The organism is Lentzea jiangxiensis, from assembly GCF_900104175.1.
Lineage (GTDB): Bacteria > Actinomycetota > Actinomycetes > Mycobacteriales > Pseudonocardiaceae > Lentzea > Lentzea jiangxiensis.
The window spans coordinates 84,631-102,036 of the sequence record NZ_FNIX01000015.1 but is presented as its reverse complement, the minus strand read 5'-3'; the positions used below and the strand labels follow the sequence as shown (position 1 = coordinate 102,036).

Sequence of the window (17,406 nt, the reverse complement as noted above, 5' to 3'; positions counted from 1 at the left end):
CACGAAATCACCTGCCTGACCGGAAGGACTTCACGACGGGCGCGTCCTGGGGTCGTCCTGGGCGTTGTCGATGCCCTGCACAGGTGATTCCTGTGACGGGGCGTCGTGGATGGCGGAGACGCACACCTTCGGGTTGACCGGCTGGTGTGCCTATTCCTTTGTGAGATCGAGGTTGTAATCCTCGGTCGGAGGTCCGCAGTCACGAGGCGTTCTCAAGGCCTGGTCGAGGAGGCGCTACGCCATGCCCGTCACCACACCGCTGTCCCCGTGCGACATCGAACTGTCGACCAATCCCGATTCACCGGACAGCCACCGCGAACAGGTGCTGGTGCGACTGCCCGGCTCCGGGGTGATCCCGAAGATCGACGTGTACTTCCCGACCGAGAGCACCGGCAGCACGGGCGGCACCATCGGCGCGGTCAGCGCCTGGGGGGAGGGCATCCTGAACAGGCTGATCACCGCCGCGAACGCGGTCGTGCACTTCGGTGTCGGGAACCACAAGGACCTGGAGGATCCGCACCCCGATCGCCTCCGCGGTCAGCTGGCCGGGCAGTACAAGATCCCGAGCACGCTCAGCGGCCTGTACCTCCAACTCGACCACCCCGGCTGGACCGGCGACGGTGCCAACGTCGACCAGAACACCTGCACAGGCCCCACCTGCTACGAGAACCACAACCAGCACTGGCGACTGGAACGCCTCTGACACAGCACGTCCCGCGCATCACGCGCCGGACCGGTCGAGCCGCGGATCGTGATGCCCACCGGCTCCGACCGCACCTCCCCGAGGCCGTGCCCGGCGGACTCGCTTCGCACACCCCGGCCTCCGGAAGAGGACCGCCGACGGTCGACACGCCGACGTCGAGGTCGGCCGACCGAGCTCAACGTTCCCCTCTCAACCGAGATCGCACCGCCGATCGCGGATCTGCGACCACCACACGGCCCGATAGAGGAAGAAGGAGCAGCCCACCATGCCCATCACCACACCGCCGACCCCGTCCAACGTCGAGCTCTCGACCAACCCGAACTCGTCGGACAGCCACCACGAGCAGATCCAGGTGCAGCTACCCGCCTCCGGGACGATCCCCAAGATCGACGTGTACTTCCTCGTCGACAGCACCGGCAGCATGACCAGCATCATCGACGCGGTCCGCGCCCGAGTGGAGGAAATCCTCAACAGGCTGGTCACCGCGGCCGGCCAGGTCGGCGCGGACGTGCGGTTCGGTGTGGGCAACTACCGGGACCTGGACTTCCCCGTCGAGCAACGTTTCCACCACCAGGTCTCGCTGACCTCCAGCGCCCCGGCGGCCGCCGGCGGTATCCACGCCTGGACCGTGGCCGGCGGCACCACCACCGCCGAAGGTCAGTTCTTCGCCCTGGACCACCTCGCCCAGCCTCCCGGCGGCACGATCGGCTGGCGCGCCGAGGCCAAGCGGATCATCCTCTGGATCGGCGACGCCCCTGGGCACGACCCGATCTGCCAGGCCGTGTCCGGCCTGACCTACAACATCACCGAGCACTCGGTGATCTCCAAGTTGCGGGCCGAGGGCATCGCCGTGCTGGTGATCAGCACTCCCTCGGGGTCAAGCGGACCTGGACTCGACATCGACCCGGTACCGCTGTCCAACGGCACCCCCTTCCAGGGCAACTGCACCATCGGCGGCACCGCCGGGCAGGGCAGCCGTGTCGCCGCCGCCACCGGCGGCACCTACACCGACGGCATCACCCCCGCCACGGTCGTCGACACGATCATCACCCTGGGCACCACGGGCATCACCACCATCGGCAGCGTCACCCTTGTGCCCGACACGGCGATCGCGCCGTTCGTGCGCATCTCACCCGCCAGCTACGGCCCCTTCCCCGGCACACAGCCGCAGACCCTGAACTTCGCGCTGGAGTTCCCCAGCGCCACGCCAACCGCTGCCGCCCCGGTGACCCAGGAGATCACGGTGCAGGGCGCGGTCGACGTGGTCGTGGACGGCGTGCGGACCGGCTCCACCCACGTGAAGATCACCGTGCCGGACCTGACCGGCAGCTACAAGATCCGCTGCACCCTGAGCAACCTGTACCTGCAGCTGGACGACCCGAACTGGACCGGTGACGGCGCCAACGTCGACCAGAACGTCGACAGCGGCATCCCGGCCGTGGGGTGGCAACTGGTGCCTGTCCCCGGCGGCGGTTACCACATCAAGAACTGCGACCCGGCCCGCGACCGCTACCTGGAGGTGGTCGGCATGTCGACGGAGAACGGCGCCGAGGTGCTCACCCGGTCCGATCCCAGCGGCGCGCACAAGCAGTGGCTGTTCATCCCCGCCGGGGCATCCCAGGGCGGGCCGCTGTTCCGGATCCAGAACCTGCACTCCGGCAAGGTCCTCGATGTCCGCAACCAGAGCCTGGACCCCGACGCACGGGTGACCCAACAGGGCTACTGGGGCGACTACCCCACCTACCACGAGCACCACAACCAGCACTGGATCCTGGAGCGCATCTGAGATGACTCCCCCGGACGACGCCCACCTCGCGCTGATCAACAGCGCCAGCGGCAAGGCCCTGACGGCCGATGGTCTGCGAATCCGTCAGACCTGGCCCGACAACACCGCCCCGGCGCAGCGGTGGAGGCTGCGGCGCACAACGGAAAGCCATCACACCGTCGTGGTGGAGAACACCGCGGGCGGCCTGGTGCTGTCCGTGGCCGGCGCCGCCGGGCACAACGGCGCCGAGGTGGTGCTGGAGGCACGGCGGGAGAACGCCCGGCACCAGCTGTGGCGGCTGGTACCGCTGCGCTCGGGCGGCCACGCGCTGGCCAACCTGGCCAGCGGCAAGTACCTGGACCTGTGGGACGCCGACTCCGGTCACGAGCCTCGGCTGGCCCAGTTCGACTTCTGGCACGGACCGCAGCAACGCTGGTGCCTGCGGCCGGTCGCACGCCGCCGCAACAGCCGGGCCGTGGTCACGCTGGTCCGCGACGAGCCGGACTTCTTCCCGATCTGGCTGGACTACTACTCCCGGTTCTTCGCACCGCAGGACATCTACGTCCTGCAGCACCAGCCCGCACCCGACCTGCCGCCCGACGACCGGTTCACGCGCATCCCGATCCACCACGACGAGTTCAGCAGCGACTGGCACCGCGACATCGTCCAACACCACCAACACGACCTCATCGACCGCTACGACGTCGTGCTCAGCACCGACGTCGATGAGATCGTCGCCCCCGACCCGCGCTACGGCGACTTGAGCCGCTACATCGACCAGTTCGACCAGGACTTCGTCAACTGCACCGGCTGGGAGGTCCTGCACCAGCACGACCGCGAACCGCCCTTCGACGCCGGACGCGGGGTGCTCGAGCAGCGCTCGACCTGGTTCTCCAACCCCCTGTACTCCAAACCCCTGCTCGCGCGGATACCGATGACCTGGCTGGGCGGCTTCCACGAACGCATCGACCAGGCCACCAACCACGACCCGAACCTGTACCTGATTCACCTGCACCGCATGGACTACCAGCTCTGCCTCCGCCGTCACCAGCTGCGCACCACCCACAAGACCGCACAGGACGACATCGACAACCACCGCGGCTACCAGAACCGCATCGTCGAGGCCGACCAGTTCCACCACTGGTTCTACCGGGACAGGGTCTGCGGCGAGCCGATCCACCCCGAACCCGTACCCGAGCACTGGCGCGGCACGGTGTGACCGCCCGCATGAGGGGCTCACCACGCCCGACGGCACGATCACCGCCAGGTCCGTCACCTTCGGCCAAGACACGGTTCGCTGGGGCGGTAAGGGTTCTCGGCTACGGGACCGGGCACGTCATGGGGCCTGCCCGACCGTACGGCCACAGCGGCGAGCAAGAACTCCTGACTCACTGAGAGGTTGCGGAGTCGGTGCCGGCAGAGGATGCGCAGGCCTGGCTGAGAAAGGCTTCCCGGATGTCATCGCGGATCTCCCAGCGGGTCCGCGGGCGGCGGAACCGGTGCAGCAGCGCACAAGTCTGCTCGACCACCCGGCGGTGGACGCCCGGACCGGAGCCGAGTTCCCGGGGCAGGAATTCGGCTCGGCTCCGGCGTGCAGGTCTTCTCCTTCACCTTCGAGGATCCTCGTGCAGGTGGTGCCACCCCGAACGCGACGAACACGCTTTGCGGGACCGTGGACGAGACCCCGACGCCGATAACGCTCGGACATGAAGAAACGGCATTGGTACGGCAGAGCTCCGGGCTCACAGACTGTGCGAACCCCTGCTACTGCCCTGAGAGGTTTGCCAATGGCTGTGCGGATTCGACGGACGTACTCGTCGACCACCCTGTCGCTCTGCGGTCTGTCGCTGTGCTGTTCACTCCTGAGCCCCGCTGTCGCCCATGCCAGCGACACGATCGGCTCCGACGGTTACGTGCACGTCGCGCCCAATGGTGTCGTGCTCGGCGTCGACCCCTACTACCCCACCGACGGCAACGGTGGTTATGACGTCGGCGACTACACCATCGACCTGTCCTACGATCCGGCCTCCCGTTTTCTCAACGCCAAGGCCCTTGTCACGGCCACCACCACGCAGCGCCTCAGCAGGTTCAACCTGGATCTGCGCGGCCTCACCGTGGCTGCGGTGAAGGTCAACGGTGTGCCCGCGTCGTTCATCCGGGCGAAGGTCCACGAGCTGGTGATCACGCCTGTCACCGAGCTGGCGGCGGACACGTCGTTCACCGTGGAGGTCGTCTACTGCGGTCGTCCCCAGCCGGAGTACACCCCCGGCCGGGGCGCAACCGGTTGGCGCACAACGCGGTCGGGCGGCGCGGTCGCGGCCGGTGCGCCCCATTCGGCGAGCACGTGGTTCCCGGTCAACGACACCTCGGCCGACAAAGCGACCTTCCACCTCAACGCCACGGTTCCCACCGGGTGGAGTGTGGTGTCGACCGGTGTGCGCAAGGCCGTCCACGGCGGAACCCACAGCTGGGCGGAGGAGGTGCCCGTCACGCCATCCGCCACGATGATCGCCGTCGACCGGTTCACCGTCCGCGAGTCCACGCTGCCGGGCGGCACCTCGGTGCTCGACGCTTTCGCGCCCGGCGCTGACCCGGCACTCGCGAGGAAGCTGCCCGCGGTGATGGAGTTCCTCACCGACAGGCTGGGGCCCTATCCCCTGCCGTCCACCGGTGGGGTGTACCTGTCCGAGTGGCTGACCCACTCGCACCCCTCCCAGGGCCGGCCCGTGCACGGCGTCACCGCGGACGAGTCTGCTCTGGTGCAGTCCTTGGCATCGCAGTGGTGGGGCAACCAGCTCGCCATCAAGATGTGGAAGGACCAGCCGATGGTCGAGTCGTTCGCGCGGTACCTGGTGTGGTTGTGGAACGAGGCGAACGGCGGTCTCACCGTGGAACAGCGCTATCAGGACACGCTGCGCCGGGTGGGTGCCGACCCCCGGTTCTGGGGGCGCGAGCTGGCCGACCCCGGGGTGGGACGGGAGTTCTCCGTCACCGACAAGGGCGTGCTGATGGTGCACGCGCTGCGCAAGCACATCGGCGACGACAAGTTCTTCATGGTGCTGCGGGACTACCCGGAGATCGCGACGCTGATGAACCAGGGCTGGCACGACTGGGAGCTCTTCACGGCGGCGGTGGCGGACAAGGACCTCACGGCGTTCCACGAGGCCTGGGTCCACGGAACGACCCTCCCACCGGCAGAGCTCCGCTGACGGTTCCGGCTGCGGTGTGCTCCTCCTGTTCTGGAGGGACACACCGCTTCGTCAGGCCAGGTAACGGGAGTAGACCGGCGAGGCCTCACACTCGAGCCGGTAGGCCAGCGCGGCGTCCGCGAGGACGTCGCGGGCCACCGGCGCGATCTCGCTCTCCCGGTGCCACACGAGCAGGAACCTGCGCGACAGCGCGTCCTCCGCGAGCAGCCGGCCGACGACCTGCTGGTGCCCTTCGCACGCCGCCTGCGACAAGCCGACGGCGCCGTTGCGCACCGCCGCCACGGTCATTCCGAACGACTCCGAGACGTACTGCACTCGCGGGATGAAACCCTTGCGGCGACAGGACCTGTGGAAGTACTCGTGGAAGCGCGACGAATCGGGTGGGGGCAGCACCCACTGCTCGTCGGCGAGCTGTTCCAGGCCGATCACCTTGTGCCGGGCCAGCGGATGGTCCTCGCGCAGCAGCACCAGCGTCTTGTCGTGCGCCACCACCGCGAAGTCCACCGACGCGGGCGTGACCGCCTCGAACCCGGGATAGTCCTTGACCACGCCCACTTCCAGCCGCCGCTGCGCCACCATGTCCACGACGAGGTCCCGGCATTCGCTGTCGAACAACGACGCGGCCGGCCCGTGCGGCCGGTGGCTGCCGACGATCGCGGGGAGATGGCACAGGACCGGCGAGCACACACCGCCCACGCGCACGAGCTCGGAGGGGCTGGTGCGGACCTCGATGTCCCGCGCCAGCCCCTCCATCATGGGCAGCACCGCGCTGATCCGGTCGAGCAGCAGTTCACCGGTGGGCGTCGGCATGACTGGCGCGGTGCTGGAGCCGCGGTCGAACAGCCGTTGCCCCAACGCGTTCTCGAGGCGCTTGAGGTTGCCGCTGACGGCGGGCTGGCTGATTCCGAGCCGCACCGCTGCTTCGGACAGGCTGCCGGTCTCCCCGATCGCCCGTACGAGCTTGAGGTGGTGGACATCGAGCTCCATGCCGTCACTTCCCCATCAGCGATGAGTGTCGACCGGGGATCGCGGCGGCGGCATGATCCCCACCGTCCTGCCGATCGCAGCGTACAACGCGAACGCGACCACGACGGAGTTGATCGTCGGGATGCCGAACGGCACCAGGAAACCGACCGCGGCTCCGGCCGCCCAGCACACCAGCGAGGCCGGGACCCAGTTCGGCGAAACGGCCGGCAGCTCCCCTCGCGCGCGCGAGGAGTCCAGCTCCGCGCGCCAGGTGCGCACCACGAAGTACTCGGCGATCATGATGCCCGCGACCGGTGGTGTGATCACCCCGACCCAGGTGAGGAACACGGTGAAGTGGCTGAGGATGCCCAGAGCGGACAGCAGGGTGCCCAGGGTTCCCAGCCACAGCGTCGCGGTCGATCGGCTGATCCTCCTGCCCAGCAGCACGTCGACGGTGTTCACCAGACCGAGGGACGCCGAGTAGAGGTTCCAGTCGTTGATCTTCAGGATCGCCGTGACCATGATCAGCGTGCCGATCGCGCCCGAGCTCGACATGATCACGCCGACCACGTCGGCGCTGCGGGCCGCGTGTGCGAGCAGCACCCCCGTCAGGCCGATCAGGTACTCGCCGAGGGTGACGCTGATCAGCGTCTGCTTCACGACGTCGGAGGGACGCCGGTTGAACCTCGTCATGTCGGGGGTCATGACGGCGCCCATGATGAACGCGCCCGCGACCAGCGTGGTGCCCTGGGCGAGGCTCAGCGCCGGGCCTGGCGGGGCCATGCCGACCAGGTCCGCGAGGTCGTGCCGCTGCAGCTCGGAGACGATCGTCCAGCCGGTCAGCAGCAGGAACGCGGGCACGGTGAGATAGGCCGTCCACGCCATGGTGTGGAAGCCCGCCACGACGATCACGGTCACCGCGATGCCGCCGAGGACCGCCCACGCCCAGACCGGCGGCCCACCCATCAGCCGGTGCAGGCCTTGCGCGAACACTTCGTTCTGCACGCCGAACCAGCCGGCGAGGCTGAGCGTCACGAGCAGGCCGACCAACGCGGAACCGCGTGCCCCGAACCCGGCCCAGCGTGCCAGCACGGACGTCGAGACGTTCTCCCGCACGCCCGCGATCCCCATCAGGATCGTGACGATCTCGAGCATTACCGACCCGAGCGTGATCGCGAGGACCGCGTCCCAGAACGTCATCCCGAGGCCGAGCGTGGCGCCGAGGAGGAACTGGTGGAACGCCGAGACCTGCCCGAACCGTTGCACGGCAACGGAGACCCACGACCTCCGGGCCTCCGCGGGGAGCCTGCTCAGCGAGTAGTCGTCGTGGGCCACCGTCAGACCACCTCTTCGTGAGGCGTCAGCACGACGAAACCCTGTGCGGGGTTCGGCAGCCAGGCCAGTTCCCTGGCGTACAGGCGTTCCAGGAACGCCACTCTCTGGTGGTAGGCGAACACCGAGCTGTCGACGTCCGCGATCGCCGGGGTGTCGATGAACATCGGCAGCTCCGCGAGGAAGTACCGGACGGCGGACCTCAGCTGGTCCTCGGTAGGCGCCTGGCCGTCCGGCAGACGGCGGTCGAGCACCCAGCGGGTGGCCTCCAGGCACTCCGCGGCGAAGGCGTCGTCGGTCATGAACCACGCACCCGCGTCGCGGAGCAGCTCACGGTATCTGTCGTTGCGGGCCAGAGCAGCGCCGTCGAGCAGGTGCTCCTCCGGCTCCGGCACGCCGACGTCGCGCAGGGCGCGGCAGATCTTGTTCACCACGTACTGGCCCTGCCGTCCGGCCTTGCGCCGCGCGCGGCCGGGTTCGTAGCCGAGTGCCTCCAGGGTGTACACGGCCGCGTGGTCGGGCACGAAGAAATGGAACCGCTCGAATTCCCGCATCGCCCAGCGGGCGAGTGCCGTGATGCGTTCCACCGAAAAATAACTGTTGAACGGGCTCACACCGATGCACACATGCCTACCGCTTCGCAAAGGGGTGACACAGTGCTCGGTCAGCGGAGTTGTCAACAACACTGTCGACTCCGAAAGTCATATTCACAGGGGCAGGGAAAATCCGGGTTCGACCACTATCGGCAGAAGCAGAACCGGCGGGTACTGCCGGAAGGTCATGCCGTCGCCTTATGCGTCCGACGCCCGAACGTCCTGCTCCGTTCGGCGCCGAACTGCTGACAGAACGCGTTCGACCGTGTCTGATGAGTGACATGGAGCTCCAGGTCCGCCATCTGCGGGTGCTCGTCGCCATCGCACGAGCCGGCAGTCTCAACCGGGCCGCCGGCGAGCTGCGACTGGCCCAGCCCGCCCTCAGCCACCAACTGCGCCGCATCGAGCAACTGGTGGGCGAACGGCTCTTCGACCGCGGCCCGCGCGGCGTGCGCCCGACCCGGATCGGAGAGCTGGTGCTCGCCCGCGCGGAGGCGATCATCCCTGCCTTCGACGAGCTGGACCGGGACTTCCGCCTGCAGCAGCCGTCCCCCGGCGGCCTGCGGATCGGCTGGAACGACAGCAACCTCGTGCCCGGCCTGTTCGGATGCCTCGAGCGGCTGCTGCCGGACCACGAACTCACCAGCCGCGCGGACCTGTCGCACAGCAGGCTGGTCACGCAGGTCGACGGCGGGTGCGTCGACCTCGCGGTGGCGATGATCTGCGGCCCGCGAACGCTGGCCGTGCCGGACGGGGTGCGTGCCGAGCGGGTGGTCGTCGAGCCCTCGTTCGTGGCGCTGCCGGCGGGGCACCCGCTGGCCGCCTGGCCCTTCGTCGAGCTGGGCGATCTGGCGCGGGAACAGTGGATCGTGTCCAGCTGTGGCGACGGCTGCCGGGTCGTGTTCCGCGAGATGTGCCTGGCACACGGGTTCACCCCGCGAATCGCGCACGACGTCGACGCGCTGCGGCACCGCCTCGTGTCCGGCGAGCACGGGGTGTGCCTGGTACAGCCGACCACGCCCGAGCCTCCCGGCATGGTGATCCGGCCACTGGCCGGTGATCCCATGAAGGTGCAGCACGTCCTGCTCTGGCGCGCGGACCACCCGCTCGCCGACCGGTTCACCACCGTGCACCGTGCCGCCGTGACCGTCTACGAACGGCTCGTCGCACAGAACGACCGCTATCGCGGATGGCTCGATAACGGCGCGGCATAGCGCGCTGGCAGTGGGCGTGAACCCCTTGTCCGGCCACACTCGGAATCAGCGCGAACACTGCGCTGACCGTGCCGGAAAGGGGTCACTCCGATGTTGCCGTTGATCTCCCGAGAAGAACTCCGGAAAGGAATCGACGCGGGCACCCTGGTAGTGGTCGACACCATGCCCGCGGCCTATTACGAGAAAGAACACCTGCCCGGCGCGGTGAACATCCCGGGATTCCCCTACGAACAGGCGGCCGAGTTCACCGACCGGCACGCACCCGACGTCCTGCCGGACAAGACCGCCGAGATCGTCGTCTACTGCGCCAACGTGCCCTGTCGCAACAGCGAACTCGTAGGGGCCCGGCTGCTCCGACTGGGTTACTCGAACGTGCGCAAATACCGTGAGGGCATCGAGGACTGGGTCGGTGCCGGCCTCGCCACGACCTCCGGCTGAGCACCGACGGGTGTCCGTAGTTTCCCTGCTTACCAAGGAGTTTCGATGTCCCTGCTCAAGAACTGGCTGCGCGCCGGCGTCGCCGTCGTGGCGCTCCTGGCCTCGACGCTGCTGCCCGCGGCAGCCCAAGCCGCCCCGGCGGCCGGCTCGAACACCCACATCAGCGCGGAGAACGTCGTCGCGGTGACGTCCGCGAACTACCAGCAGGTGATGGAGGTGTCCAAGACCAAGCTGGTCGTCCTCGACTTCGGCGCCAGCTGGTGCCCGCCCTGCCGTCAGCTCAAGCCGGTGCTCGAGAAGCTGGCCGCGGAGTACAACGGCCGGATCCTGGTCGGCATGGTCGACGTGGACGTCAGCCGTGACCTCTCGTCCCGCTACCGCATCCAGTACCTGCCCACGCTGGTGCCGGTGCGCAACACGGCGGAGCTCCCGGGCTCCCGCATGATCGGGTTCAAGGGCGAATCCGCGCTGCGGACGTGGATCGACGCCCAGCTGGCCAAGGGCTGAACCCGGTCCGCCGCTCCGGCACGGGTGTCCTGCTCCCGTGCCGGAGCGGTTCTCACGCGAGAGGAATCCCGTGTCCCAGAACAGGTTGCCGTGGCGGGCGCTGCTCGCACTGACCCTGACGGTGCTGCTCGGCTGCCTCTGCGAGGTATTGCCCGCGGGCTTGCTCCTGGGCATGTCCGAGGAGCTGCGGGTGTCCCCGTCCGCCGCCGGACAGCTCGTCACCGTCTACGCGGTCACCACTGCGGTCACAGCGATCCCGTTGACCGCGCTGACGTCCCGCCTGCCGCGCAAGCGCGTGCTCCTGGCACTGGTGCTCGGGTTCGCCGTGACGAACCTCGCGATCGCAGTATCTCCTGGTTACGGTGTCGTCTTGGGCGCACGGGTGATCTCCGGCGCCATCACCGGCGTGATGTGGTCCCTGGTGGCGGTGTACGCGATGCGGATCTCGCCGCCAGGGCAGGCCGGGCGCGCGCTGGCGATCGCGATGGCGGGCACACCCGTCGGATTCGCGGCGGGAGTGCCCGCCGGCACGGCTCTCGGTGAACTGGTCGGCTGGCGCTGGTCGTTCGCTGCCATGGCGGCGATCGCCGTGCCGTTGCTGTGCTGGGTCCTGCTCGTGGTGCCGGCGGTCACGACCGAGCCCGCCCAGCCGACGCGACACGCATTGCCGAAGTTGCGTCAGATCCTGGTCGTGGTCTTCGTGTACTCGTTGGCACACAACATGCTCTACACGTACATAGGTCCGGTCCTCGCTCGAATGGCACAGGAAACCCTGCTGACCACCGCGCTTCTCGTCTTCGGCATTGCCGCCGTGGGTGGAATTCTCGCAGTCGGATCCACATTGGACCGCAATCCCCGTGCAGTGCTGGCCTGGTGCCCGTTGTTGACCGCTGTCGGCATGGTCCTGCTGGCGGTGTCCGACGACGCAGCCACAACACTGACGGCCTGCGCGGTGTGGGGTCTGGCGTTCGGCGGTGCTCCCACGGCGTTCCAATCAGTCACAGCTCTGATCGCGGGACGAGACGCGGATCGAGCTCAGTCGCTGACCATCGCGGCCTGGAACGGCGCGGTGGCAGGGGGTGCCGCGGTGGGAGGAGTGGTGCTGGACACCGCGGCACCCGCGTTGACCTGGACGGCCGCGGCACTGGTGGTCGTACCGATCTGGGCCGCCCTCCGCCTTCCCACCGCAGTGGGCCGCAACGTGTCCGCAGGCTCCTGAGGGTGATCCGCGGCGGCGAGCGGCTTTGATCAGCCGGCGAGGGGCGCGAGGTCGCCTGAGGCCGGAACGTCGTGCTTCGTATTTCCCACCGACGTCAGGAGTGTCACCACCGAGGCGAGCAGGCCCGCCGCGTCGCTGATCGGGAACCGCGAACCACTCCATCGTGTCGTAGTCCGATGTTTGATCTGGCAGTACGGTCGAAACGAGGACGGCCGCCTCTCCTACCAGCTCAGGGTGACGACGGTGAGTGAGGGGTTCGGTCATGGCTGTGGACGTGCTCAACCTGTTGAAGGACGGGTTGCCGGAGAGTGCGGCGCCGAAGCGCCGGATCGCGGTGGTCGGTGCCGGAATGGCAGGCCTGACGGCCGCCATGTTGCTCAAGGAAGCCGGGCACGAGGTCACCATCCTGGAGGGGCAGAACCGGTTGGGTGGACGCGTCCTCACCCACCGCGGGTTCGCGGGCGACATGTACGGCGAGTTCGGGGCGATGCGCTTCCCGGAGCAGCACCCGCTGGTGCAGTGGCTCATCAAGGACAAGTTCGGTCTCGCGACCAAGCCCTTCCCGATGTACGACGAGGACACGTTCATCTACCTGCAGGGCAAAGGCGTGCGGCGGCGCGACTTTGACGCGACCTCGTTCAACTTCGACCTGTCGACGGCAGAGGCTGACAAGACGCCGCACGAACTGCTCCGGCACACCGTGCAGCCTCTGATCGACTTGATGGAGAGCGAGGGCCCGGACAAGGCCTGGCAGAAGATCCTCGTCGACTACGACAAGTACACGCTGCTGGGCTACCTCAAGGAGCGCGGGCTCGGTGACGGCGCGCTGTCCATGCTCGGTCCGCTGTTCAACCTGGAGGGCCGCTACCACTTCTCGCTCGTCGAGTGGTTCTCCCACTACTACGAGGACGTCTTCGGCGACCTCGTCTACATAGTGGACGGAGCCGATTCGCTGCCGCGCGCGTTCGAGCCGTACCTGATGGACGACGTCCGGCTCGGCGCGCAGGTGCACGGCATCGACCAGGACGAGAACGGTGTGCGCGTGCACTACCGCTCGGGCCGTCGGACGCACACCGTCACCGCGGACGAGGTGGTGGTGACCGTGCCGTTCGCGGCCCTGCGGCACATGGAGATCCAGGGCCTCGACCCGGACAAGTGGTACGCGATCCGCAACACCTACTACGGCCGCGCGCACAAGCTGTTCATGCAGTTCAGCGAGCGGTGGTGGGAGAGCTCGTACGGCATCACGCACGGGCTCACGGTCACCGACCTGGCCATCCGCAACATCGTCTACCCGCCAGCCGGCCAGGACACCCGCTACCGCAAGGGCGTGATGATCGCGTCCTACTGCTGGGAGCAGGACAGCATGCCCTACACGCCGCTGGCCGGCGAGGAGTGCGTGCAGCAGGCGTTGGAAGACCTGGTCAAGATCCACCCGGAGGCCCGGGACACCTTTGAGTTCGGCGTCTACAAGGACTGGGCGCTGGACTGGTACGCGTGCGGCATCGGCCCGCTGTTCCGCGCGTTCGAGATGAGCGAGGGATTCTACGAGGACGTGATCCGGCCGGTGGGCCGGGTGTGGTTCGCCAACGACGCGTGCGACCGCCGCCATCGCCGCTGGGTGGAGGGCGCGCTCAAGGCCGCGGTGAAGAACGCCTTCGCCATCAACGAAGGTTTGCGCGACGAGATGCCCTGGAAGGACTAGCACGGCATCTGTCAGGCGTTGTGGAGGGCCTGGGTGGGGCACCGAGCAGATCGGCGCCCCTCCCAGCCACCTCGGCGAAGGCGTTGTCGAGGCGAGCTCTGGTCAGCCACGTCCGCAGCGTTGTTCGAGTTGATCGACACAGGCCGAATCGGCATCGTTCGATTCCGCAACATCCTTGCCCGCCACGCCACGCGGCGCGAGGGTCGGCCCGTGGAATCGGGCCAGGTCGACCGACGCGTGACACGTTCACCCTGCTTCAGACGAGGTCGGCGTAGGCGATGACGTTGTCCCTGTAGTCGCCGGTGGCGGGGTCGAAAACACCGCCGCAGGTGATCAGGCGCAGTTGCGGGGTGGTGGTCTCGCCGTAGACGGAGCCGGTGGGGAAACGGTCCTTGGGGACGCGGTCGACCCGACTGATGGTGAAGGTTGCGGTGCTGTTGTCGTAACGGGCGACCTCGACGCGATCACCGGACTTGAGCTTGGCGAGGTCGTGGAAGATGCCAGGGCGGCCGTGGCCGTCGACGTGGCCGAGCAGAACGGCGGGACCGGTGTCGCCGGGTGCGGGACCGTGCTTGTACCAACCGGCTTGGAGGGGTTGGTCCAGCGGTGGGACCTCGGCAGTGCCGTCCGGGTTGAGTCCCAGCGGGATCAGGGTGGAGCGGGCGCCGAGGGCGGGGATGCGCACCTCGGCCGGTGCCGTTGCCGACATCGCCGGTGGTGGCGCCGTGACGGGTTGTCCGGTCGGGCCGTCGTCACCGGAGGGCAGGAGCAGCCCGGCGGCGAGCAGGCCGGCGATCAGGAGTGCGGCCGCGGGGATGACCGCGTGCCTGCGGGCGGTCACGGTGCCGTCCCGCCGGTGTCCACGCCGCCGCGCGGGATGACGCTGACCTGGCGGTTGCCGGGCAGTGCCGCCGCCGGTGGCGGGCCGCCGGGACTGGTCGGGGTGGTGCTCGCGGTCGGGACCGCCGTGGTGGTCGGGGTGGTGCTGGGCGAGGGTTCACGGATGATCACGTTGGTGCAGTCGGTGACCTTCCCCGGCCCGGCGTAGTCGGTGCCATAGGCGGTGACGCACAACGGATGGTTGCCCACGTCCAGCGGCGGGGTCTTGACGGTGTAGCGGACCTGGCGCGGGCCGGGTTGAGGCAGAGCCGGGGCGATGTCGGTGATCGGCAACTCCGGGCCGCCGTCCACGGTCAGCGTCAGGCGCTGCAACTCGGACGGGAACAACTTCCCCAGCGCGGCTGGCAGGTCCCTCACCTCGGAAGCCTCGACGCACGTGCCGCCGGTGACCTCCGCCATCCGCTCGAGGCTGCGCGAGCCGTTGCCGCACCCGGCGTCAGGACCGAACGCCACGGTGTGGATGTCCACCCGCTCCGGCACCTGGGACAGCGCGCCCTCGAAGTTCTCCAGGGCGTGGTTGTCGCGGCCGTCGGACAGGAAGATCATGATCGACCGGGGTTCGGTCGTCGCGTTCGCGGCCTCGGTGCCCGCCCTCAGGCCGGCGGTGAAGTTGGTGCTGCCGTCCTGCCACTGCAGGGCCGCCAGCGCGTTGTGGAACTGCGGACCGGCGGCCGGGCCGGTCCAGAAGACCCGGCCGCTGGTGGAGAACGCGGCCAAGCCGACGCTGCCGACGCCCAGGTACGGCTGCTGCGCCACCTTCCGGTGGAACTCCGCGACAGCCTGCTTCTCCGCGTCCCACCCGGCTTGACCGAGGCTGCCGGAGCTGTCCAGCACGTAGACCAGTGACGTTCTCGGCGTCGCCGCCTTGGTGCCGATCGACGCTGTGCCGACCACCGTGGTGGTGCCCTTGGGGATCACCGTGTCGGGCAGCGGCGTCTCGATGTCCACCGCGATCCCGATGCCACCGGGCAGCGTGCCGTCCACCGCGCCCGCCGGCACACCGCCAGCCACCATCAACACAGCGGCGACCAGCCCGGCTCCGAGCCTTCTCATCCGCCATGTCCTCACGTCGCGGGATTTGCCCTCCTTCAACGAGCCTGTGGCGCCCGTGGATATCAGCCAAACAGGTGAATCCCCAGCAACACGCGAAAGGTCGCTGTCGCTCAGACTTGCCGAAAGACAGGCCAGCAGTGACGGGCAACGCGGATTCCCTGGGCCAACACATACGGAAAGTGTCTTCCTCTTCCCCCATTTGGCGCGCCATCGCGGGATTACAGTGTGATCCGGCCAAGTCCCCGATGTGAGGAGTGTTTTGATGAGAGCCACGAGAGCAGTGGGGCTGTTGTCAATGGCGCGGCGGTTCTTGACGGGCGCCGTGGTCGCGTTGACGGTGGCGGCCGGAGTCGTGGTCACCGCGCCCACGGCCCAGGCGGCGACCGAACTGCTGTCCTGCGTGGGCAGCGGCGCCAACACGTACAACCCAGGGGTGACCGCGCAGCCCAAGGTCGTCTCCATCACTTCCAGCGCCGACTACGACTCCTGCGTCTCCACCGGATCCCCCGCCATCACCTCCGGCGGGTTCGCGATCGTGGCCAACGGCCTGGTGTCCTGCCTCGGCGGCGGCGTCTCCATCACCGTGACCATCACCTGGAACACCGGCGAAACCACCACCGTGGCCGCAGTCGGGCTCGTGGTGCTGCGTCCCGCGAACGAGGTCGTCGTGATCTACCAGGGCACGGTGACCGCGGGCAGGTTCACCGGAGCCACCGTCGTGATGACCGCGGCGCTGCTCAACACCACTCCGGCTCAGTGCTTCACCCCCGAAGGCGTCACCGGCACCAGCGGCCCCGCCAACATCACCATCACCCAACTCGCCTGACCCGCCGCCTCGCGGATCGACCGACGCTCGGACTGCCGGGACTCCGACAGCTCAAAGTCGTCCTGATGACGCAATCAAGTGCCGGAGTCCTCGCCAACGTCAACGGCCAATCCTTCTCCACCAAGCCCATGTCACTCCACAAGGAATAATTCCTCCAGCAGCGACGCCTTGCGCACACCTACGGAGAGTGTTCCACCACAAGCCGTTCAGCCGATTGAGAGCGGATGAACAGATCGCAAAACTGGATTCGCTCATCACCTTTCCGGAGAACAGGAATCCTCATGCGTCTGCGTTCATTGATCGTCGCCGTGGTCGGCGCGCTGCTCGGCGTCGCAGGGCTGTTCCACGTGCCCGCTTCGGCCTCTGCGGTGGACGTCAACTGCGCCCTGGGCACCCAGGTCGGCACCTACTCCCCCGGCATGACGTTGCTGCCCAGACACATCGACTTCCACGCCACCGGCACGCTGGGCGGCTGCGTGTCCCCCAGCCATCCCGAGATCACCGGTGCGACCTTCACCTCGCTGGTCAGCGGCACGTTCAGCTGCCTGGCCGGCTCCACCACCAACACCTCGACCTACCACTGGAACACCGGGCAGAGCAGCACCGTCCGAGGTGGCTTCGAGGTCAACCTCAAGCCCGGCGGCACCACGGTGCTCGTCCTGACCGGCACCGTGGTCGACGGGCTGTTCCAAGGCGCAACCGTTGTCCAGACCAAAGTTCTGCCCGCCACCGACCTCACCGCCTGCCTCACCCCTCAGGGCTTGACCAGCGTCAGCGGAACCGTCACCTTCACCGCCGTCCTGTGAACCGCCAGACGATGGGGTGAGGAATCGATCCGGCGGTGCGCAGAACATCACCGGGTGAAGGCCGTCTGCTCCAGGTTCAGACCTGCCGAACTGCCCACCGAGGATTCGTTCAGAACGCGGCCGGTGAGCTGCGGTCCGTCAAAATGAGCGGCTCTGGCTCGTAACCGTTG

The 17,406-nt window shown here is 68.2% G+C and carries 16 protein-coding genes; 11 read left to right on the top strand and 5 right to left on the bottom strand.

Features of this window, described 5'->3' with window-relative positions; translation table 11 throughout:
* Nucleotides 1–241 precede the first annotated feature (241 nt).
* The 4 genes from BLQ91_RS29650 to BLQ91_RS29635 all read left to right on the top strand — a co-directional run bounded on the left by BLQ91_RS29650 (nt 242) and on the right by BLQ91_RS29635 (nt 5,677).
* Nucleotides 242–703: an RICIN domain-containing protein gene (locus BLQ91_RS29650; RefSeq protein ID WP_090102102.1), complete on the top strand. Its 462-nt coding sequence runs from the start codon at nt 242–244 to the stop codon at nt 701–703.
* A gap of 265 nt (nt 704–968) precedes the next feature.
* Nucleotides 969–2,489, top strand: coding sequence for an RICIN domain-containing protein (locus BLQ91_RS43450; RefSeq protein WP_090102100.1), 1,521 nt, complete (start codon nt 969–971; stop codon nt 2,487–2,489).
* Between the two features lies 1 nt (nt 2,490).
* Nucleotides 2,491–3,687: an RICIN domain-containing protein gene (locus tag BLQ91_RS29640; RefSeq protein WP_090102098.1), complete on the top strand. Its 1,197-nt coding sequence runs from the start codon at nt 2,491–2,493 to the stop codon at nt 3,685–3,687.
* 568 nt (nt 3,688–4,255) lie between these two features.
* The gene (locus BLQ91_RS29635; RefSeq protein ID WP_176960017.1) at nt 4,256–5,677 is read left to right on the top strand and encodes a M1 family metallopeptidase; all 1,422 of its coding nucleotides are present in this window, start codon (nt 4,256–4,258) and stop codon (nt 5,675–5,677) included.
* A gap of 51 nt (nt 5,678–5,728) precedes the next feature.
* On the opposite strand, the gene BLQ91_RS29630 is transcribed toward BLQ91_RS29635, so the two are convergent.
* The 3 genes from BLQ91_RS29630 to BLQ91_RS29620 are packed head-to-tail and all read right to left on the bottom strand — an operon-like array spanning nt 5,729 to nt 8,661.
* Nucleotides 5,729–6,664, bottom strand: coding sequence for a LysR family transcriptional regulator (locus BLQ91_RS29630; RefSeq protein ID WP_090102094.1), 936 nt, complete (start codon nt 6,662–6,664; stop codon nt 5,729–5,731).
* Nucleotides 6,665–6,679: 15 nt separating this feature from the next.
* Nucleotides 6,680–7,978, bottom strand: coding sequence for a purine-cytosine permease family protein (locus BLQ91_RS29625; protein ID WP_090102092.1), 1,299 nt, complete (start codon nt 7,976–7,978; stop codon nt 6,680–6,682).
* A 2-nt stretch (nt 7,979–7,980) separates the two neighbouring features.
* On the bottom strand, nt 7,981–8,661 hold the full coding sequence (locus BLQ91_RS29620) for a tRNA-dependent cyclodipeptide synthase (protein ID WP_090102089.1): 681 nt from the start codon (nt 8,659–8,661) through the stop codon (nt 7,981–7,983).
* A 188-nt stretch (nt 8,662–8,849) separates the two neighbouring features.
* Here BLQ91_RS29620 and BLQ91_RS29615 point away from each other — a divergent pair, with 188 nt between their 5' ends.
* The 5 genes from BLQ91_RS29615 to BLQ91_RS29595 all read left to right on the top strand — a co-directional run bounded on the left by BLQ91_RS29615 (nt 8,850) and on the right by BLQ91_RS29595 (nt 13,651).
* The gene (locus tag BLQ91_RS29615; protein WP_090102087.1) at nt 8,850–9,782 is read left to right on the top strand and encodes a LysR family transcriptional regulator; all 933 of its coding nucleotides are present in this window, start codon (nt 8,850–8,852) and stop codon (nt 9,780–9,782) included.
* A 90-nt stretch (nt 9,783–9,872) separates the two neighbouring features.
* On the top strand, nt 9,873–10,220 hold the full coding sequence (locus tag BLQ91_RS29610; protein ID WP_090102085.1) for a rhodanese-like domain-containing protein: 348 nt from the start codon (nt 9,873–9,875) through the stop codon (nt 10,218–10,220).
* A gap of 45 nt (nt 10,221–10,265) precedes the next feature.
* Nucleotides 10,266–10,727, top strand: a complete 462-nt coding sequence (locus tag BLQ91_RS29605) for a thioredoxin family protein (protein WP_090102083.1) — start codon at nt 10,266–10,268, stop codon at nt 10,725–10,727.
* A gap of 70 nt (nt 10,728–10,797) precedes the next feature.
* Nucleotides 10,798–11,946 carry an MFS transporter gene (locus BLQ91_RS29600; RefSeq protein ID WP_245733893.1) on the top strand — a complete coding sequence of 383 codons (1,149 nt, stop codon included), beginning with the start codon at nt 10,798–10,800 and terminating at the stop codon, nt 11,944–11,946.
* 262 nt (nt 11,947–12,208) lie between these two features.
* Nucleotides 12,209–13,651 (top strand): flavin monoamine oxidase family protein, encoded by a 1,443-nt coding sequence (locus BLQ91_RS29595; protein ID WP_090102080.1) that lies wholly within the window; start codon nt 12,209–12,211, stop codon nt 13,649–13,651.
* A gap of 256 nt (nt 13,652–13,907) precedes the next feature.
* On the opposite strand, the gene BLQ91_RS29590 is transcribed toward BLQ91_RS29595, so the two are convergent.
* Nucleotides 13,908–14,492 (bottom strand): class F sortase, encoded by a 585-nt coding sequence (locus BLQ91_RS29590; RefSeq protein ID WP_245733892.1) that lies wholly within the window; start codon nt 14,490–14,492, stop codon nt 13,908–13,910.
* Nucleotides 14,489–15,604, bottom strand: coding sequence for a vWA domain-containing protein (locus BLQ91_RS29585; protein WP_176960016.1), 1,116 nt, complete (start codon nt 15,602–15,604; stop codon nt 14,489–14,491). Before BLQ91_RS29585 ends, BLQ91_RS29590 begins: the two co-directional genes overlap by 4 nt.
* A 262-nt stretch (nt 15,605–15,866) precedes the next feature.
* Between BLQ91_RS29585 and BLQ91_RS29580 the strand changes: the two genes are divergently transcribed.
* Nucleotides 15,867–16,430: a hypothetical protein gene (locus BLQ91_RS29580; RefSeq protein ID WP_176960015.1), complete on the top strand. Its 564-nt coding sequence runs from the start codon at nt 15,867–15,869 to the stop codon at nt 16,428–16,430.
* Between the two features lie 281 nt (nt 16,431–16,711).
* Nucleotides 16,712–17,236: a hypothetical protein gene (locus BLQ91_RS29575; protein WP_143022867.1), complete on the top strand. Its 525-nt coding sequence runs from the start codon at nt 16,712–16,714 to the stop codon at nt 17,234–17,236.
* Nucleotides 17,237–17,406 lie beyond the last annotated feature (170 nt).